The 19,299-nt window shown below is 47.3% G+C and carries 23 protein-coding genes; 4 read left to right on the top strand and 19 right to left on the bottom strand.

Going from position 1 to position 19,299, the window contains the following annotated elements; genetic code table 11:
* Positions 1–19: 19 nt before the first annotated feature.
* The 14 genes from MDMS009_RS02865 to MDMS009_RS02800 form a co-directional block, all read right to left on the bottom strand.
* Positions 20–928 carry an AAA family ATPase gene (locus MDMS009_RS02865; protein WP_008290124.1) on the bottom strand — a complete coding sequence of 303 codons (909 nt, stop codon included), beginning with the start codon at positions 926–928 and terminating at the stop codon, positions 20–22.
* Entirely contained in the window at positions 928–1,302 is a 375-nt protein-coding gene (locus tag MDMS009_RS02860; protein ID WP_008290342.1) for a hypothetical protein, read from the bottom strand. Before MDMS009_RS02860 ends, MDMS009_RS02865 begins: the two co-directional genes overlap by 1 nt.
* A 16-nt stretch (positions 1,303–1,318) precedes the next feature.
* On the bottom strand, positions 1,319–1,927 hold the full coding sequence (locus MDMS009_RS02855) for a regulatory protein GemA (protein ID WP_008290338.1): 609 nt from the start codon (positions 1,925–1,927) through the stop codon (positions 1,319–1,321).
* Positions 1,924–2,475 (bottom strand): HD domain-containing protein, encoded by a 552-nt coding sequence (locus MDMS009_RS02850; protein WP_237700449.1) that lies wholly within the window; start codon positions 2,473–2,475, stop codon positions 1,924–1,926. The genes MDMS009_RS02855 and MDMS009_RS02850 overlap by 4 nt, the downstream gene beginning before the upstream one ends.
* Positions 2,476–2,837: 362 nt before the next feature.
* Positions 2,838–3,062 (bottom strand): hypothetical protein, encoded by a 225-nt coding sequence (locus MDMS009_RS02845; RefSeq protein ID WP_008290122.1) that lies wholly within the window; start codon positions 3,060–3,062, stop codon positions 2,838–2,840.
* An 8-nt stretch (positions 3,063–3,070) separates the two neighbouring features.
* Positions 3,071–3,688, bottom strand: a complete 618-nt coding sequence (locus MDMS009_RS02840) for a DUF3164 family protein (protein ID WP_008290166.1) — start codon at positions 3,686–3,688, stop codon at positions 3,071–3,073.
* Between the two features lie 13 nt (positions 3,689–3,701).
* On the bottom strand, positions 3,702–3,971 hold the full coding sequence (locus MDMS009_RS02835) for a hypothetical protein (RefSeq protein ID WP_008290127.1): 270 nt from the start codon (positions 3,969–3,971) through the stop codon (positions 3,702–3,704).
* Positions 3,972–3,973: 2 nt separating this feature from the next.
* Complete coding sequence (locus MDMS009_RS02830; protein ID WP_043887799.1) at positions 3,974–4,306, bottom strand: hypothetical protein; 333 nt, start codon at positions 4,304–4,306, stop codon at positions 3,974–3,976.
* Positions 4,303–4,482: a carbon storage regulator CsrA gene (csrA, locus tag MDMS009_RS02825; RefSeq protein WP_043887800.1), complete on the bottom strand. Its 180-nt coding sequence runs from the start codon at positions 4,480–4,482 to the stop codon at positions 4,303–4,305. Before csrA ends, MDMS009_RS02830 begins: the two co-directional genes overlap by 4 nt.
* Entirely contained in the window at positions 4,482–4,703 is a 222-nt protein-coding gene (locus MDMS009_RS02820; RefSeq protein ID WP_008290147.1) for a hypothetical protein, read from the bottom strand. Before MDMS009_RS02820 ends, csrA begins: the two co-directional genes overlap by 1 nt.
* On the bottom strand, positions 4,703–5,314 hold the full coding sequence (locus tag MDMS009_RS02815) for a hypothetical protein (protein ID WP_008290358.1): 612 nt from the start codon (positions 5,312–5,314) through the stop codon (positions 4,703–4,705). Before MDMS009_RS02815 ends, MDMS009_RS02820 begins: the two co-directional genes overlap by 1 nt.
* Complete coding sequence (locus MDMS009_RS02810) at positions 5,311–6,075, bottom strand: AAA family ATPase (protein ID WP_008290142.1); 765 nt, start codon at positions 6,073–6,075, stop codon at positions 5,311–5,313. Before MDMS009_RS02810 ends, MDMS009_RS02815 begins: the two co-directional genes overlap by 4 nt.
* Positions 6,076–6,125: 50 nt before the next feature.
* On the bottom strand, positions 6,126–8,294 hold the full coding sequence (locus MDMS009_RS02805) for a transposase domain-containing protein (RefSeq protein WP_008290354.1): 2,169 nt from the start codon (positions 8,292–8,294) through the stop codon (positions 6,126–6,128).
* The gene (locus MDMS009_RS02800) at positions 8,287–8,856 is read right to left on the bottom strand and encodes a hypothetical protein (RefSeq protein ID WP_008290339.1); all 570 of its coding nucleotides are present in this window, start codon (positions 8,854–8,856) and stop codon (positions 8,287–8,289) included. The genes MDMS009_RS02805 and MDMS009_RS02800 overlap by 8 nt, the downstream gene beginning before the upstream one ends.
* Positions 8,857–8,871: 15 nt before the next feature.
* Between MDMS009_RS02800 and MDMS009_RS02795 the strand changes: the two genes are divergently transcribed.
* Positions 8,872–9,324 carry a hypothetical protein gene (locus MDMS009_RS02795; RefSeq protein ID WP_008290335.1) on the top strand — a complete coding sequence of 151 codons (453 nt, stop codon included), beginning with the start codon at positions 8,872–8,874 and terminating at the stop codon, positions 9,322–9,324.
* A gap of 74 nt (positions 9,325–9,398) precedes the next feature.
* Here the strand turns inward: MDMS009_RS02795 and MDMS009_RS02790 are convergent, their stop codons facing one another.
* The gene (locus tag MDMS009_RS02790) at positions 9,399–9,608 is read right to left on the bottom strand and encodes a hypothetical protein (protein ID WP_008290360.1); all 210 of its coding nucleotides are present in this window, start codon (positions 9,606–9,608) and stop codon (positions 9,399–9,401) included.
* A 105-nt stretch (positions 9,609–9,713) separates the two neighbouring features.
* Between MDMS009_RS02790 and MDMS009_RS15730 the strand changes: the two genes are divergently transcribed.
* Positions 9,714–10,532, top strand: coding sequence for an XRE family transcriptional regulator (locus MDMS009_RS15730; protein WP_008290350.1), 819 nt, complete (start codon positions 9,714–9,716; stop codon positions 10,530–10,532).
* Positions 10,533–11,065: 533 nt separating this feature from the next.
* Here MDMS009_RS15730 and gdhA read toward each other — a convergent pair.
* Positions 11,066–12,412 carry an NADP-specific glutamate dehydrogenase gene (gdhA, locus tag MDMS009_RS02780; protein ID WP_043887865.1) on the bottom strand — a complete coding sequence of 449 codons (1,347 nt, stop codon included), beginning with the start codon at positions 12,410–12,412 and terminating at the stop codon, positions 11,066–11,068.
* A 165-nt stretch (positions 12,413–12,577) separates the two neighbouring features.
* Between gdhA and MDMS009_RS02775 the strand changes: the two genes are divergently transcribed.
* Positions 12,578–13,162, top strand: a complete 585-nt coding sequence (locus MDMS009_RS02775; protein ID WP_008290351.1) for a hypothetical protein — start codon at positions 12,578–12,580, stop codon at positions 13,160–13,162.
* Positions 13,163–13,200: 38 nt separating this feature from the next.
* Here MDMS009_RS02775 and MDMS009_RS02770 read toward each other — a convergent pair whose 3' ends face one another.
* Positions 13,201–14,580 (bottom strand): DegQ family serine endoprotease, encoded by a 1,380-nt coding sequence (locus MDMS009_RS02770; protein WP_008290334.1) that lies wholly within the window; start codon positions 14,578–14,580, stop codon positions 13,201–13,203.
* 10 nt (positions 14,581–14,590) lie between these two features.
* Positions 14,591–15,502: a DnaJ C-terminal domain-containing protein gene (locus MDMS009_RS02765; RefSeq protein WP_008290340.1), complete on the bottom strand. Its 912-nt coding sequence runs from the start codon at positions 15,500–15,502 to the stop codon at positions 14,591–14,593.
* Positions 15,503–15,649: 147 nt separating this feature from the next.
* Here MDMS009_RS02765 and MDMS009_RS02760 point away from each other — a divergent pair, with 147 nt between their 5' ends.
* Positions 15,650–17,731 (top strand): TonB-dependent receptor, encoded by a 2,082-nt coding sequence (locus tag MDMS009_RS02760; RefSeq protein ID WP_043887867.1) that lies wholly within the window; start codon positions 15,650–15,652, stop codon positions 17,729–17,731.
* 65 nt (positions 17,732–17,796) lie between these two features.
* Here the strand turns inward: MDMS009_RS02760 and MDMS009_RS02755 are convergent, their stop codons facing one another.
* Positions 17,797–19,275 (bottom strand): RimK family protein, encoded by a 1,479-nt coding sequence (locus tag MDMS009_RS02755; RefSeq protein WP_008290355.1) that lies wholly within the window; start codon positions 19,273–19,275, stop codon positions 17,797–17,799.
* Positions 19,276–19,299: the final 24 nt, after the last annotated feature.

Here is a 19,299-nt window from a genome sequence, read left to right as displayed (position 1 = left end):
GTTCGCGTTGTAGTGGTTGTTAAACCAAACTATAGGTGTAAGCACCTTTTATTTTCTCAGATTGCCAGTGAATACGGTCAAAGCGATCTAGTCTATCACGGGCGGTTTTATCATCTTTTTTGTGACCGCAGGCGTCCAGTAGCTTGGTTTTATTCAAACTACCTTGCTCCTTCAGCACGGTTTTTACCTTGTCGATAAACGCTCTTTCTTCATCGTTGAGTGTGACTTCGTCGAGATCCAGTTCGGTTAAAAACAGATCTGCCACTTCTATTCTTAGTGCGATATTGGCAATGGCAGCACGTTCTTTTTTAACTTCGAGCAGCCAGCGAATTTCACCTTCGGGCGAGTCCGCTTTGATAAGACGGTACATATTATCGACGCTGTTACGTAGGTTGTTTGATCCTTGATAGTTGCTGCCGTTCTTGGTGGAGTGATGCAACACAATAATGGTGGCACCGGCGTCACGTATCTTTTTCAGCTTGTTGCCGATCCGCATGGCTGTCAGGTCATTATTGATATCACCAAAGTCTCTGAGACTGTCCAGCATCAGCAGCATGTTTTTAAACGCGTTGCCATAGGCTCTGTTTTCAAGCTCATCCAGCAGTTCGAGTGGCTCACCATTGAACTTACTGCGGTGCGAGTAGGTTAGATTCGGGCAGGCTTCGATCAGTTTATGTTCGATGCCACGCTCTTTCAGCACACTGATGGGGTTATCGACATCGATGTACAGCACATTCATCGCGCCTTGCTCACTACCACTGTTGTGTTCAGTGGCATATTTTGCCAGCCCGAAAAGCAACCAGCTTTTACCCATGCCGCCATCGGCATAGATCATAGTGATTTGTTTTTTAGGCAAAAAATTAGGGTATAAAAACTCAACACTATCGTTGAAGTCATCAGTTGTGAGTGGATTGATAAAATCGAACATTAAAAGAGATCCTGTTGTTTGTCATTTTCAAGTTGACGCTGTTTAGCCTGGCGTTTGTAGACAGCGCGTTCAGTAATTTTTTGTGTCCGGGCGACTTCTGCTTTGGTAAAGCCTTGATCAAGCAGACGGCTTGTCTCTGCCAGATCCACTTGGTATAGCCTTGCTTGAAGCTTGGGGATGGCGATTTTCTCATTACGGAAGGTATGCACGAACTGTTTGTATTGATCTGGACTAAGCACTTGCTTTAGGTCACCTTGCCCCGGCACTCGAATAGTGACACCACCGAACTGTTTCACCAGACGCAACAGTCCATCAAGACCGATCACATCGGCTATCTCTCTGGCTACAGGTGGTAAATAATCAGGTAAATTCACTGGCTCGGTACCTTGCTTATGGCAGCGCTACTTGAGTGGCACGTTCAAACGCGACTTTGTCATTAAGGTGATCGACGATGGCATTGAGTAGCGGCACATTACGACGCCACTTGCTGGCATTCGCACGGCCTGCTACCAGCTTCTCGACATAGCTTTCGCTCAGGTTCATGGCATCCAGTAGGTACTCAACGGTTTGCAGCAGGCTGCGTTTTTTCTGTTCCTGATATAACGCGGCAATGATCGCTTCAAACTGCTGACGCTTGTGCACCCACTCCAGACGTTCAATACCAGGACGGCCTGTTGTTGCATGGCCTTTACCACCGGTGACGTGCCAGGCTATGGTTTCAGCGTATTCCCAACTGAGTTGCATATCGGTCAGTAAGGCTTCAATTTTTGCCATATACGGGCTGCGATTGAATGGCTTTCTGCCTGCGCGTTTAGGTGGTTTAATCGCTTTGGCATCACGTAGCAAATTGACTAAATGTTTCAATTCTTTGTCCGTCATCTTGCTGCACGAACGTTCACCGGTATGGTCTCCTTGCCATGTGCGACGAGCTTCTTCGTCCTTAAACAAGCGGCTAGCGCCGATATGAACAAGCTGGATTAGCTTTTGTCTTGAACTCATAGCTGCCCCACGATTTGTAGATAACGGCCAACAAACATTAAAAACGCTGTGCTGGGAGACACTGGTTCAATGGCTTTTTTTAATGGCTCAATATCTTTAATTAACGGCCATTCATCATCGTGTGGTGCCATCAAGTCACGCTGCTCTGTGGCTAACAAGACCAAGTCTGCGTGCTTCACTTCTGCAGGCATCTCAGCGTCTAACCCAAAACGGCCTAACACGGCTTTTTCAACACGCTTCTCTATTTCACGATAATCGGGCAAGAGGTTTTTCAGTGGTCTGGCCACATCACCAACAAACGCCTCTGCGGCATCATGCAGCAGTCCGTGCAAAGCCATTTCAGGCGGTACAATTTCAGACACATAAACCGAATGTTGGGCTACGCTGTAGAACTTATTAGTGTGGCCAGCGAAGCGGCAAATGTTTGATAGGCCATGAGCGGCAACGTAAATGTCGAACTCAGACTCTTCAGGACACATAAAGTTAAAGTATTCACCACTGATAGTGAGTATGTCTGGTCGCATCTCGCTTGCTTCTTTCATGTTCATTATTTGGATTCCTCTAACGATCCCCAGCTCCATGCAATGGAGTTATGGCCACAATGTTTACAGCGGAGGATATGAATGTTTTCCGGTGTAACCTCTTTTGCTGTTTTGTACTTGTGACCAGATATATACCGACCACGACTAAGCGACCGCCAGATGCAACGTGCAAAACAGATTGGGTTCCTTAATTCATCCATATCATCTCCCGGATTTTTCACTGCCTTAACCCCAACGAAGGGGCTAAGTAATCCGTCTCGTGGATCAGTCGGCGTTGCCCGGCGGGGAGAAAGGTTATAAAACCCACCGTCTCAGCTGCAGTCTGTTAGTTTTTTGCTGGCACCACCTGTCTGCTGACGCGCCGTTGGTTAAGCGGATTTAGGCTGAATATCGATGACGCGATACTTCAACTGTCGTTGAACCCCATCACGGGGACTGGTGACGGTTGGTCGCTCACCAACTTTTATGTCTGATACAAACGTGCCACTCCAGATACCAGCCTGAAATGGTCTTGAATCAACAACGACGCCATCTTCATCGATGTCCCACTCCAGAAAGTCCTGGCCCCTGTCTTCGAATACAATCATTTCCATAGAAGACCTCACAGAGCAGCCATATCGAGAGCCAGATTCTGAAACTTGCTCTCGGTGGTCGGGCGGTAATAGAAACGCACATAGGCGCTGGAGCCAGTGATTTGCATCGAATCTTTCAGCGCCTCCATGGCTTGCTTCCATTTGTGATCGTCAATCTCCAGCCGCAGCAGTCCGAGGATTCGGGCAGCACTAAGCTGGCCTTCAGTGTTGGTTTTGAAGGCGTGATCGACCAGGGCTTTGATATTGTCGTTGCTGCCTTCTGACCATTCTTGAATGCATTCATCAATCAGGGATTTAGCTGCTTCAGCACGCTCATCGAAGTGCAACAGCTCGGCCATTTGAATGCGAATCTGGCGTTTACCGTCATAGCTGGTGAGGCTGATATTGCCTTTTTTGCCACCGAGCTTGGCATCGTATTTTTCTGCAACAAGCTCGACGAAGGCATAAACGTCATTCATCGCCTGAGCTTTGAAGGCGACCATCTGCTCTCGCAGCAACTCGGCCTTACCAAACAGTTCTTCGATAAGATCATCACGATCCAGATCGATTTGTTTGATTTTGCTAATGGGTACAAGGTGACCTTGTGCGTTCACCTTGTGTTGCTCTGTATTGATAGCTGTATTCATGGGTTACTCCTGTTTAAGCCACAACTTTCCACTGCACCTGGCAGCCGCTGACTTCTGTGGCGTAGGTTTCGAGACGACGTAGGCCGGTTTTAATGCGGGTTTTTGTGCCGCCCTTAAGTCCACCTGGACTGTCGTTGTAGCCGACGATGGTGATGGTCGGCTTTCTGGCTTCACCGATGTTGATATCGGTAATGGTGAGGCCACGTCGTGCTAGTTCTGCTAAGCAGTGGCGAACGTCTTCTACTTTTTTGCTGATGATGTCGTTACCCAAATTCTTGTTCATGATTAGGCTCCAATTTTGCTGTGTTCACAGCCGCCACGGCAGGCTCTATAAAGTTGAATGCGTGTCGGGTTTGTTGCTGCATACGGGCGGCTTTGGTATTCAATGCATTGGTCGCTGGGGATAGCACCAACCACCGGGCATTGCACACTGCCGGACATAAACTTGCCTTCAATGAGTGCTTGCAGTCGGTCAGTTCTGCCGGGGTATTTACTCTTGATGACCTGGTTAATCACGGTTGGTGAAGGAAAGCCATCATTCTGTCTGAGAACAGCGGCCACCTTGGCTTGTGATGTTTTCTCACATTCGGTTTTGAGTACTTGTTTCCAGTCGCTCATTTGTTGTCATCCTTTTCTTTCTGAATGCGGTTATAAATTTCTTCACGATGAACAGAGACATCTTTTGGGGCTTCAACCCCGATCCGGACTTGATTACCTTTGGTACCAAGCACATTCACGACAACGTCATCACCGATAATCAGGGCTTCGCCCACACGTCTTGTTAAAATCAGCATTACTCACCTTCCTTTAATGAAATGGGTAACTTGCCAAGCAGTGACAAACTAATCTTCACGCCTAAATGAACGCCTTTGAGCACCTCCGGATCGGTTATTTCAATCTCTTCACCGATTTTGATAGAGGCACCTTTTTGATCCACTATCAGCTGCAATTCATCAACTCGTTTCTGGTGCCATGCCATTAATTGTTGAATTACGTCTACTGTCGCTTCATCCATTACTCACCATCCTTTGGCCATACGACCTTGTTTAAATTGGGATCAAAGACTTGTTTAATGCGTTGAATCATCGGCGGCTTTGGACCGGTATTCATCGCGGGTAATAGTTTGTATCGCGCCAGACCACCACCATGGTTGGCTGGGATTATCTCTTTGAGATAATTCGCCTTAGCCAGAAAGGTGATGTAATCCTTGGCAGTGTTCGGTTCGATAGGTGTTTCTTCCGTAGAGGCTGATGCCACCAAATCACGCCAACTGAAATCACTCAGAATTCGCATGGTTCGCCACATCTGTTCACGGCTCTCGCCACCAGTGACGTGGTCACCTTTGCGGTTGACGCGAGGTGCATTCACACCGACATCACGAGTCAGCCTCCAGACAATGGCACCGCCCATGCGCTTGGTGGTGCGTTCCAGATAGCCAGCACCTTCCAGCCCTATCACGTAGGTTCTGGCTGTTCGGCGATTCACTTCATTCAGCTGTTTGTGATCACTGGTGTGTGCTTCCAGGTCAAGTAAAGAAAACACTTTCAATTCACGTATGGCTTGCCAGCAGGCATCTCTACCTGACAGCTTGCCGTTTGCTCTTGTGATATGAACAGGCTGTGTCATTTAACCTTCCTCCTGGGTGCGTCGCCGGTATAGAGGGGACGGTTACCCCAGAGTTTGACGTCGATTTGGTCGGTACCAGCTGAGTAGGCGGCTTGCTGAACTTGGTTGAGATTGACGCAGATTCGACGGGCGACGCCCATGCTTTCACGCTGGATGCGTTCGAGCAGGTCATCAGCAATGGTGATGTCCGGGCAGTAAAGTTGGGACAGTTGTCGTGTGTCTTCCAGATCGGCAGGTTGAGCGCCTTGCCAAGCCAGCATTCGATTGTGGAACCGTTCCCACTTGAGCAGCTTGGTCGGGAGCTTCTCTTCACCGATCAGCAGGATGGCAGCGTTTGATCCTTCATAAATGTCACGCACTACTTCGACGGCTTTCTTTTCGACGATGTGATCCATCTCATCGATGATGAGCGGCAGACCACTCAGCGCCAGCTGCTGACTGATTTGCTCGACCATGTCATAGTTGGTCTTATCTGGCTGGATGCCCATTTCTTTGAGAATGGAAAGGAGCAGCGCTTTTTTTGTCCAGGTGCTTTTGCATTCAACGTAGTAAGCGCGGTATTTATTCGCTGCATAAGCTGCAGCAAACGATTTACCCCAGCCACTCGGGCCAAAGAAAGTGACCATACCTGGTAGATGTGCTGGGCGATTCATCGCTTGTTCCAGCAATCGTGTACAGAGCATGACGTTTTTCAGTGGTGCCGTGGTGACAGAGGCTTCGACTCTGTCTCCCAAGTTGACCACGTTTTGATTTGTTGTCATTATTTACCTCATCACGTTTTACTTACCCGCCTGCCAGCGGGTTTGTTTTTTTATGCCTCGACAGTTTCGTCGAAGCTCTCAAAGTCAGCGCTGAACTCGCTCATAAAGCGGAACTCATCGCCTTTCTGGTACATCGCCCAGAATTTCTGATCAGCTGCTGAGAGTTGACTCCCTTCTCGCAACCGACGGTCTAAATTGACCCAACGCTTGTAGCGCGCTCTGGGGTCATCATTTCTTATGATTTGTGCTGCAGGCTCTTGTGGCTGTTGGAACTCGGCTTGGAATGTAGCCAGATCCTGTTTTTGTTCGTCAGTTAGTTGTGGCTGCGGTATGTGTCGGCCTAGTTCTGGCGCTGGGCGAAGTGGTCTGACCACTTTCGGGTTGGCGACTTCAGGCTGTGGCTGCAAAGGCAGGCGACTTGCCACTTCCATTGCATCCATCGCGACTTCGGCTTTCGCTGCCAGCTTGGTGGCCTTGATAAAGCGAGTGCGATGCTTGTTGAAGCTTCGAGCCGCTTCAGTATCACCAAACCCAGTAGCTTCAATACATTGCGCCTCACCGATATAGCGATTATCTAAGGTGTAGGCATAGACGATTTCATGCAGCGCTTGAGGGTCAAAACGAACGGTAATCTTCTGGCCTGCAAAGTCGAGCAACGCTGGCGCGTGGTAGCGGTTTTTGCCTTGTCCTGTGGCTGATCCGGCATCAAGATTAAATGATCCATCTTTCTGCACTTTGATGGCTTCAGCCATCAGCAGCCACATGCGACGTTGTTCTTGGTTAGCTGTTTTGATAACGGCGGTTTGATAGCTTTCGGTGAAAGCTTGATCAAAACTTTTTGTGCCGTTGCAGATTTCAGTGCGTCGAGCCGGTTTGGCATTCCAAGCAATGATTTCTTGTTCCAGTACTGCTAGGAACGTTTCAATGGGTACCGCTTTTTTGGCGTAGTTTTCTGGCTTGGCCATTGGGTTTGGGCCGGTATAGGCACCTTCAAACTTAGGATGCTTGTCCAGATATTCACCAAGACCACCAACACCAAAGGCACGTTCGACAGGTTTAGCCTGACCGTGTCCTTTGCCGCCAATCACTGATGTCCAGTGCACTTTGATACCGAGCGTAGGGAATAGGCCGAGTGGATCATCTTCTTTTACGGTGAAGCGATAGCGGTTTTTAACGCCACCGGTCATCCATTTATTGGCTGCAGCGCGGGTGTTATCAATAGTGACGTGTTCGGGTATGCCGAACTGATCCACAACATCGCCAAAACTGGCTCGGATTGAGTCGGTGTTTTCTGATTCATCGACGCGGTAAGCCAGTATTTTGCGGCTGTAGACGTCCTGCCAGAACCACGTTTTCATGCGCGTTACATCGCCATTTGGCAATAGAACAAACACGTTGTGTTGGTAGCCATCACCATTGATCCACTCAAGCGCATGTAGCTCTTGGACTGTTCGCTGTTGGGCAGGAAACAGTTTGATCAAACCGGCTTCACCTTCACGTAGATAAACGCGGGTTGCCAGCGGTATGGCTTTGATGCGACGTTCCAGTGTTTTTTTGCTGGGGATTTTCCAGCCTTGTTCGGCTGCAGTACGTTGTAGTCGGTAGTAACAGGCTTCGAACTCTGGCTGCTCCAGGCGAAGGTAATCGGCTTTGTAAAATTCCCAAGCCTCAGTATCCATATCTGCTGTGACCGTTCGGCCAACAAAGCCGGGTACCAGCGCGGCTAACCAGTCTTGACGAGCATAGAATTTCACCCCTTTCTTGCTCTTGGTACCGTGATACCAGCCTTGCATGGTGCGTTCACTAATGTCGTTTTGATCAGCCACCAGTAAGAAGGCATTCTTAAGTGTGGCGCCACCGTTTTCTGTCAGAGCCATGACCTGCAAAAGCAGGTTGAGTTTGTTCTGAGCTGCGTCCTTTTGTTTTTGTGGCTTGTTGTCATAGTGCTGCCATAATGCTTGAGGATCGTAGCTAAATTCAGTGCTTTCCGAGCTGCTCTTAACTGGGGTCGGCAGGTGTTGTTTTATCAACGCGGCCTGAGTTTCTACTGGCAGGCTGGAAAGGTGGTATTCATTTGCTGATCCACCTCTTACTTTTACTTGCCTTGTATTCCAGCCTTGTTTTGAGGCCTGCTGATTAACGCCACGCTTGTACTTTGGAAGACCTGGTTTGTTTGCTAATTCAGTTGCTGTGAACCATTCCCTGTTTTGTTCAGTCATCTTCACCGCCCTCAAAATCTAGACCTGGCTGACTCTGAGAGATAACATTTTCTCTGTGGTATGCCACGCCAGCTAACAGTCGAGTGAGCGCTGAAGTAAGGATATCTACCGACTCACCCTCACGATAAAACTTGATTAGCAAACTCATTGCATCTGCAGAAAGCTGCTGTAGTTCGGCTAAACCTAGTTCATCCACTTTTTTCCCTGTGGGGATTTGAATCATCAGCTTGTTACTTCGGTAACCCAGATATTGGGTGACATAATCCATCTCACAGATATGCTCATATGCCGGGATAAAACTGACTGGCATATCACCAGTAGAGAGCCATTTGTATAAGCGGTCTTCACTGACAGCCATCAGTTCAGCGATAGCTGGAACAGTTAGCCTTTTGAACTGTCTGGCGTACTCTTTATTAAGCCGCAGCGCGTCTTTTATATTGTTCGGCTGGATGCGTTTCCAAGCCACCTTACTTTTTGGAATTCTCATCACAACACCACTTCCAAATTTATTGATTGTTGCGGCAGTACTGCACGGGATAGGCTGGTTCTGCGTTTTAACCAAACAGGAGATAACAAAGTGAAAACAACCAGACCAGCACCCGTCAGTGCCGCGTATTTACACGGGCAGAATGATGGATTCATCATCATTTCATCGACCATGCTTTTATCCGAGCTATCAGCTTTTTTAAAAGCATTGAAAGTTGACAAATCGGACATACGTGAACCGGACAATTCAGAGGAACTTCCACAACTCGCTGAGACTGTTGCTTGGCAAGTTGTTGAAAACGTATTGCCGCCTTCATCCGCGACGCTTTGTAAGCAGATTGGCGATCTGGATCACCAAACCCAGGAGAAACTGGCATTCCGTCTTTATCAACTAAAAAGTTTGATTGCGACGTTGAAGCGCACTCATCCAGCCGATACTTACCTTGTGCCGCCGAACTGGAATCGCCGTTGGTTTGAACTGCTTTGTGGGCGCGTGCTTTTTGCGGATGTAAGTGCTCTTGATGCGGATAGTTATCAACCATGATTAGGCGCTCTCAGCAAGACCGGCTTCTGCCAGACGCGCTTTTGCTTGATCAATTTTGGCTTGGCGATCAGTTTTTACATCAGACTGATAGCGGGGAATATCCCGGAAAACTGCTGCATATCTTTCTCGATTAGCACGGATATTGATCGTGCAACTCTTAAACTTTCCGCTCGTCTTGCACAAACATTCATTACATGCTGATGAGTGCAACCAATTACTTCACCAGCGACTAACCAAGAAAGACCTTTGGCTTTCAATGCTTGATGTATTTGCTTGTAGTTCATTGTTACAATCCGTAATTAAATATATAAGCGTTTACATAAATGCAAACAAAACATAACACCTGCAAAAATTATGTACACATAAAATAACATTGTCAAGGGCTTGTAATGGAATCATTAGTTTACATTGGCGGCAGAATACTAGAGGAGCGTAAGCGTCTACGCTTAACCCAGCAGGATGTTGCTGACTTTGTTGGAATCACAAGGCAGTCACAAGCCAAATATGAAAAAGGTGAACGTAGCCCTGATGCTATTTATTTAGAAAAAATATTAGGGCTTGGGTTTAATTCGTATTACGTGCTGACGGGGAACGAAACCTTTCCAACTCGATCCCACTTAGATGTTGATGATAATTCATCATCAACACATAGAAATTCAAACGAATCAGAAACTTATGAAAAGCGGGATCGAAAATCTAAAGTGGGGCAAGTCGATCCCACTTCCAACGAAGAAGTGGGATCGAGCATCAAAGACTATTCAGCAGGAACTGGTAGCATTATGGAAACATTCGCCCACATCCCACTGTTTGATGTAAAAGCATCAGCTGGCAACGGTTATGTCATTCACGAGGAAGAGGAAACTGATGCACTTATATTCAAAAAAGAATGGATATATAACGAGCTACACAGCAGCCCAGCTAATTTATATCTGATTTATGTAGAAGGTGAGAGCATGGAGCCTGCATTGCGTCCAGGCGACGTTATACTCGTTGATCACACTGACAACGTTGCTAAACGTGACGGCATCTATGTAATCAGAATGGGTGAGTCATTACTAGTTAAACGGCTACAGCGCCTACCAAGTCAGCGGTTAAAGGTTACCAGTGATAATCCAGCTTATGAGCCTTTTGAGATATCACTGGATTTTGATTTGCAGAACGAGCTTTCGATTATTGGGCGAGTTGTTTGGAGTGGTCGTCGTCACTAATGAGCTTGATCGCAATTCATGTGTCTAAATGTTTACTATATTTAAAATGATCGCGATCCATAATTAATTATTAAATAAGCTTTAAATGTTACTCAAACCCTCATTATTAAAAGCTTCTTCCCATTTAAAACCATTAAATCCCGTTATATCCCGTCTTACTTAATCCATCTGTCCTCATTCACTCCCCCTTTTTTGTACCTCGGTTAAATATTAAGAGGGTTCTTCCTTGAACAAACTTTTTTGCTGTGGAGTCAAAGGGTAAATACAGCTTGTTACAATTTAAAGTACGATAAGATTTAATATATATCAAGCGTTTATATGCGGGGGGGCACTTGAGGGGGCTCTATTTAATTGATCGGGCACATCAATTCCGTATCAATAAAAACACGGTCATCAACATGGTTGTTAAAGAAGCAAAACACCATTTGCTTGTCGCTAGTTGAACGCTAAAGCCGATGTTTTTTGTCTGTGAGTGCACTCACCGCCGGCAGTCTGGTCTTAGCAGAGCTGACCGGCGTGAAGCGGTTAACGGATTAGATAATGCCAAATGCCAGCATGGCGTTAGCCACACGTCGGAAGCCGGCAATGTTGGCGCCCAACACGTAGTTGTGTGGTTCACCAAACTCTTCGGCAGTATCACAACAGTCGCGATGAATATGATTCATGATTTCGTGCAGGCGCTCTTCACTGTACTCAAAGCCTGAGCCGTGCGTGGCGTTATGTTGCATTTCAAGCGCTGAAGAAGCAACACCACCCGCATTGGCGGCTTTACCTGGCCCAAATGCGATGCCTTTTTGCTGGAAGACCTTTATCGCATCAGGCGTGCTGGGCATATTGGCACCTTCACAGACAGCGATGCAGCCGTTTTTAGCCAGTGTGATGGCATCGGCTTGTTGTAACTCATTCTGAGTAGCACAGGGCAGGGCAATATCACAGGGGATATCCCAGATATTACCGCCATCGATGTATTCCGCATCGTGATGAAAGTCGAGATAGGTTTTGATGCGGGCCCGTTCGACTTCTTTGATATGAATGACGGTATCTACATCAATACCATTGCGATCAATGATGACGCCACTTGAGTCAGAACAAGCAATGACTTTGGCACCAATGACGCGTAATTTTTCCATGGCGTACGTTGCGACATTACCTGAGCCGGACACCACGGCAACCTTGTCTTTCAGTTCTTCATTATGCACCGCACGCACCATTTCTTCACAGAAGAACACGGCGCCATATCCTGTCGCTTTGTGCCGAATCCAGGTGCCTCCCCACTGCGGACTTTTACCGGTAATGACACCGGATTCATAGCGTTGAGTAATACGTTTATATTGACCGAAAAGGTAACCAATTTCGCGCGAGCCGACACCGATATCACCGGCAGGGACATCGGTGTTTTCACCTAAATGGCGATACAGTGCGGTCATAAAGCTTTGGCAAAACCGCATAACTTCATTATCAGACTTACCCTTAGGGTCAAAGTCAGAGCCACCTTTACCGCTACCAATTGGCAGACCCGTTAACGCATTTTTAAAGGTTTGCTCAAACGCCAGAAACTTCATCGTGCCTATTTTCACGCTAGGGTGAAACCGCAGGCCGCCTTTGTATGGGCCTAAGGCACTGTTGAAACCTATCCGGTAGCCTCGGTTGATTTGTATTTCACCGTTATCGTCTTCCCACGGCACGCGGAAAATGATCTGCCTTTCCGGTTCGCAGAGTCGTTCAATAATTTTGTTTTTGGCATATTCAGGCTGTTTCTCGAGCACTGGTGATAAGGTTTCCAGTACTTCATACAGCGCCTGATGGAACTCATTCTCACCTGGATTGCGATCGACGATTTGTTGGTAGATAGATAAAACGGTCTCTGAATGAGTCGACATAATATCCTGCATCCTCTTCAATATAACGTGGCGTCATTGCCAAGAATAGCCTGAGACAGCTATGCGTTGCCATCCAGCTTATAAGCTGAAATGCCAACTAGCAATACGCTTGCTAACAAAAAGTGATTGTTATGGTCATAAATAAAATACGAGAAGGAGTACATCATGCTGCGAGGGTTGCTTTTATCGTTATCGGTGTTGCTATTGTCACCCGCAGTCCAGGCTTTCCAGTGTTTCGAACCGTCGCCGGTTTATCTGAGCTTAGGTGAGCAATACTTTGAGTCTGATGATGATCGTATTCAGGTGCAAGGCCATGAGAAGAAGCTTGAGGTATTAGAAAAGCTGAAAGGCGAGTGGGATGGCCAGCTATCCGAGCTTATCTGTGAAGGATCCGAGGAACAACCGGAGCCGTATTACCGAGAAGGAGAGGTCGAAGCGGACATACGTCCATCCAATACGGCATTATTGCTGATGTCACTGAGCAAAGAGTACAACAGCCATTATTTTGAAGGCGACAAGGTGTTTCTGATGAATAAAGGCAGTATGTTCTCGTTACGCATTAATGATGATTACGCCATGGCACATGAACGCGAACGCCGAGGTCATGGTGGCATACGTCATGGTAGTCGTTTTGTGGAAGTCTTTTCTGAGGTGTTTATCCACACTGCCGATGCCATCACGGTGGAGTGGATGTTGTTTTCAAATGGTGTGTTTGTATATAGCCAGAGACTGGTTTTAGAGCGGGATTAATAAGGCCACGCTGTTGAGTGTCAGCGTGACCTAAAAACTTATTTCAACAATAAAAACATTGCCCGCCTGCCGCGCACAATATTCAGCAGAATCTGCTCGGTATTTTTCACCATGGGTTTGAATTGTTCCAGGTTAGCCACAGAACGGCGGTTCACCGAGGTGACAACATCTTCACCGCGCAGACCTGCTTGCCATGCCGGGCTGCCGCGTTTAACCGAATACACCATCACGCCTTCAATTTGCCCGAAATAGGGTGAGTCTTCTTCAATGTCTCCGAACGTCGCACCAGCTAGTTTTGGATGCACCGTGCCATTAGACTCGGTTTGACGGGTTTGCTTGACCTTGGCTGTGAGTGTTTTGGCTTTTCCATCACGAATGATATCCAACTTCACTTTCTGGCCGACCATCATCAAGCCAATTGTGTTGCGAAGACTATCTGCATTGATTAGTTGGGCATTGTCGACGGCGGTGATGATATCGCCGACTTTAAGACCTGCGGCATCAGCTGCTGAGTCAGGCACGACATGGGTGACGACCGCGCCTTTTTGTATATCAATAGAAAATGCCTGCGCCAGTTCAGGGGTGATATCTTGCATTTGAACGCCAAGGTAAGCCCGTTTGACTTCACCAAATTCTAGTAACTGATCACTGATCTGTTTGACCATATTGCTCGGTATCGCAAAGCCTATACCGATATTACCGGCAGAGGCACCGCCCGGTGAGAAAATAGCGGTATTAATACCCACTAATTCGCCGCGCAGGTTAACCAAAGCACCGCCAGAGTTGCCTGGATTAATAGAGGCATCTGTCTGGATAAAGTTTTCGTAACCTTCAATACCGAGGCCACTACGACCTAATGCACTGACAATACCGGAGGTGACTGTTTGCCCAAGGCCAAACGGGTTGCCTATCGCCACGACAAAATCACCGACGCGGAGCGACTCAGAATCAGCTAAGGGCAGAGCAACCAGACCGTCAGTGTCAATTTTGATCAGAGCGACATCGGTGGCCGGGTCGCTACCAACAATCTCTGCTTGAAAACTACGACCATCATGAAGCGAGACGGTCACTTCATCAGCACCACGAATTACATGATTATTAGTGATGACCAGCCCTTCCTTGGCATCAATAATGACGCCTGAACCTAAGCTCTGGCGTGGGCGGGTGCGAGGCTGAGCAGGTAAATCAAAAAAGTGGCGGAAGAATGGATCATTGAGCAGTGGGTTATCTTGAACTCTGACTTCACTACGGGTAGCAATATTGACCACGGCCGGTTTGGAACGATCCAGCATAGGCGCCAAAGTGGGCATCTCGCCTTTTTCTGCAAACCAGTCCAGCGGCAGCGCAGCGGTTGCCACTTGTGCTACTAAAGTCAGGCCTGCCAGCCAGAGCAAAAATGTTCGGATGTTCAATTTCATCAGACACTCCCTACTCAATATTTTCTAAGGTCTCACGTGGGTTAAAAGTCAGCTCTTCAGCCATTTGCATATACAACTTCTTGGCTTTGTCCGAGTCTGCTGCTGGCGTCATGATTTGTAGTACCACAAACTCATCACCAGGTTCTTTGCCAGGCAGGCCACGGCCTTTTAATCGCATTTTCTGACCGCTACGGGCGCCTGCTGGAATGGTTAGGCTAATTTTGCCAGCTAATGTCGGAACCGTCACCTTTGCGCCTAATGCGGCTTCCCACGGAGCCAAAGGCAGGTCCAGATAGATATCTTTATCTTCCAAGCGGTAATGCTTGTGCGGGGCGATCTGAACTTCCAGATACAAGTCGCCCCCTTTGCTACCCATACCGGCTTTGCCTTGTCCACTCAGGCGAATTTTTTTGCCAGAGGTAATACCTGCAGGAATCTTAACGTTAATGGTGCCACCCTGACTGGCACCGGATGGGCGACGAATGGTTTTGGTTGCACCATGAAACGCATCTTCCAGTGACACGGTGATTTTGGCATTAACATCTTCGCCTTTGGCAAAGAACTGGTCGCCGCCCATGCCTGCACCACCGCCCATTCCGCCCATGCCACCAAACATGTTTTCAAAGAAACTACTGAAGTTGCCGCCGCCAAAGCCGCCTGTCTGGTCATCCCATCCTGGTGGTGGGTTGAATGACTGGCCATGACGATAATTGCTGCCGAATTGATCGTACTGTGCACGCTTTTGCTGATCTCTCAGCACTTCATAAGCTTCGCCGACTTCTTTAAATTTATCTTCAGCGTTTGCTTCTTTACTCACATCGGGATGATATTTACGAGCAAGCTTACGGTAAGCCTTCTTGATATCTTCTTGCGAGGCATCACGCGGGACGCCTAAGATTTTGTAATAGTCTTTGTATTCCATAAATGGACTTATACACCTGAAATTGATCTAAATCTTTAGGTGGGGTCGCAATCGCCGCATTTCAACAGAATTTAGGAATTTTCCTGATGTGATGAATGGGCGGGTATGAGAAAATTCGCCCACAAAAATAAAAAGGAAGCTGAAAAAATGATAGGCAAAACAAAAATTTCTCTCCTAGTCACGGCGGCATTGTTCTCAAGTGGACAAGTCATCGCCGAAAAAGGCAGCATCGCGCTGGATGAATTGGTTGTGACCGGAACGCGTTCTGAGACTGCTTTGCGAGAATTAGCCGGTAATACAGGCAAGGTCAGCGAAGAAGAAATCGATCTTATAAACGCTGATCATATCGAAGAGTCACTTGCCAGAGTGAGTGGTGTTCATATTCAACGGGGTAATGGTGCTGAGTCACTCGTGGCATTACGTTCACCTGTTCTAACGGGGCCGGGCGCAGCCGGAGCCTTTTTGTTTATGGAAGATGGTATTCCACTTCGGGCAGCAGGTTTTGCTAACAATAATGGTCTTGCCGAAGCGCATTATGAATGGGCGGGTGGTATGGAAGTTATTCGTGGCCCAGGTAGTGCTTTGTATGGTTCTAATGCGGTTCATGGACTCATTAATGTTTTATCACGTGCGCCATCGCTGGAGTTGGAACGCGAGCTTGATTTCACTTTTGGTTCAGACGATTTATACAAAGTGAAGGGTACCGTGAGTGATACCGTCGGTGCGCATGGCTACAGGGTCAGTTTCAGTGGTACTGATTTCGGTGGTTGGCGTGATGAAGAAAGCTATGGACAGCAAAAAATCACAGCGCGCCATGATTACTTCGCCCCTAATGGAGATAGTTTTCAAACGGTGTTTTCTGCTTTTAATTTGAACCAAGAAACCGCAGGTTTTATTGAGTCAAGTGATAAAAAAGCTTATGAAGATAGCTCGCTTATGAAAACAAACAACGATCCGGACGCTTACCGTGATTGGTGGTCAGTCAGACTATCGACACGATGGGATCATGTTATGGATAACGGGAATACCCTGAGTATCACGCCTTATCTGCGTAATAACCGTATGGAGTTTCGTCAGCACTATCTGCCATCACGAGCAATTGAGGAAAATGAGCATACTAGCCTCGGGACCCAAATAGCCTATTACATGGATCTCAATGGCGGCCATGAAGTCATTGTCGGAACAGACCTGGAATATACCGACGGTAGTCTGCAACAGACTCAAGAGCGAGCCAGCTACGCTTTCTTTGGTAAGAATAGGCAGCAAGGTATTCACTATGACTATGACGTCGAGGCTGTGACGATTGCGCCATACATTCACGCGGAATGGGTTTTAGCGGAAAAGTGGCGAGCGACTACTGGATTACGCTTTGAACACGTTGAATATGATTACGACAACAACGTCGCGGCAGGAACAGGGGAAGCTGATGGCAGCGCTTGCTTTGCGGCCCCTTCGGAGTGTTTATATTTACGTCCAGCTGATAGAGAAGACACCTTTAATGACTGGAGTCCTAAACTTGGTTTAGTCTATTTGTTGAACGAAAATCACAGCGTTTTTGCCAACTACGCACGGGGGCATCGGGCGCCTCAAACGACAGACTTATATCGTTTGCAAAATCAGCAACTGGTTGGTGATCTAGACTCTGAAAAAGCAGATAGCCTTGAAATTGGCATGCGAGGTAATGCCGGTATTGTGGACTATGAAGTGGCCGCCTTTTACATGAAGAAGAAAAACTTTTTCTTCCGTGACCCGGATGGTTTAAACGTCTCAAATGGCCGCACCAAACATAGAGGCATCGAAGCATCAATCAGTCTACCTCTTGGTGAACAGTTCGATGTAGCAGCGAATTATACCTATGCCAAACACACATATGATTTTGATAATGCCTCGAGTGGAACAGCGTCTGGCAATGAAGTAGATACTGCACCTCGCCACATCGCAAACGTACGTCTGGGTTGGAACTTCAACACCAACAGCCGCGCGGAACTTGAGTGGGCACATATGGGGGACTATTTTCTGGATCCGGCCAATGAATATGAATACGATGGCCATGATTTAGTTAATCTACGCGTTGAAACTCAGCTTTCTAAAAGTTTGACACTGCATGGACAGGTCAAAAATATTTTGGATGAGGAATACGCTGATCGTGCCGACTTTGCATTTGGCTCATATCGCTTTTTCCCCGGCCAGAGCACAAGCTATCAAGTGGGTGCTAGCTACAGCTTCTAAAGCAGCCCATTTAGTAATAAAAGGCAGCCCTAGCTTTTAGGGCTGCCTTTTTTATGGTCGACAGCTCAACGACTCGCCGATTTTTTTTCTTCGAGACGACGTAAAAACTCACGCATGATGTCGTCATAGAGCGCCATACCGAGGTATTCATCTTCAACGCCACTATCAATGCTTGGGTTGTCGTTGATTTCGATAATGACGATGCGATTACCGCTTTGTTTGATATCAATGCCATAAAGGCCATCACCAATCAGTTTGGCAGCTTTGGTTGCAATACGAATCACTTTTTCGGGCACTTCACTAACGGGAATGGCAGATGACTTGCCGCTGTCGGTGCCTTTTTTACTGTTGTGATTATAAATTTGCCAGTGGCCTTTACTCATAAAGTATTGGCAGGCGTAAATGGCTTTATTGTTAAACACACCAATGCGCCAGTCGTAGTCGGTGTACATAAACTCCTGCAACAAAATGATGGCCGATTGTTGGAAAAAGACGGCGGCTTGTTGCCTTAATTCTTCTGCATTTTTGACCTTGATGACACCAATCGAAAAGGCGCCATCAGGAATTTTCATGACCAGCGGGAATGTGGCTGTCTCGCATAAGTTATCGAGTCCGGCTTGATCGTTGCGATAGAGAAGATGTGATTCCGGCATCGGCAAATCATGTGCCGCCAACAATTCTTTTAAAAAGATCTTATTGGTACAGCGAATAATCGAGGTCGGATCATCAATGACCACCAAGCCTTCACTTTCTGCGCGACGGGCAAATTTATAGGTGTGGTTGTGGGTTGCCGTGGTTTCTCGAATAAATAAGGCATCGTATTCCGCCAAGCGGATGTATTCCCTTGGCGTGATTAATTCCACATCAATGCCGATACGGCGACCACTGCTGATAAATTTCTTTAACGCAGCCATATTGCTGGGCGGCATCGCTTCTTTAGGATTGTGCAGAATCGCCATATCGTAACGGAACTGGCGACGTTTGGATGGCTTGCGCCATAAACGATGGCTAAAGCTATCGAGTGCTTCAGCAAAGAAGTCTTGTTCTTGTTCTGTCAGTTTATTGATAGCGCCGGCTTTAATTTGGCTGATGATCCAGTGGCCTTTAAAACTGAACTCCACTTCCAGAATCGGGCAGGGGAAATGCTCGAAGATCTGCCGCGCCAGTTTTTGCAGTGACGCAATGGGAGTTTGACCAAAACTAATGGTTAGGATAAAGCTGGCGGATTGCTCGGTAGAAGCGAGCTGCTTATCCAGTTGCGATGACATGTCCGATAAGTCATAGGCGTACAGACTTTTACGCGATAAATCGTTAATGGTGCGTAAGCCGGGCAAAACACGGTGACCGCGTGCCTCAGCCACCATTGAGCAGTAATAGCCGCGACTTAAGTACTCAAGGCTGCGGCACAGGTTAAGAATTTGCGCACGACTGTCGCTGCGTTGCGAAGGGGATTGCAGGTAGTCATCAACGCCAATGACCTGTTCACTTGGAAAATAAGGGCTCCAATCCTGAATATTTTCTACTACGATCAAATGCTTAGTCATGGGTAATCCTTATGTTCTTTCGTA

The organism is Methylophaga thiooxydans DMS010, from assembly GCF_000156355.1.
GTDB classification, from domain to species: Bacteria; Pseudomonadota; Gammaproteobacteria; order Nitrosococcales; family Methylophagaceae; genus Methylophaga; species Methylophaga thiooxydans.
This window is presented reverse-complemented; position numbering and strand designations above follow the sequence as displayed.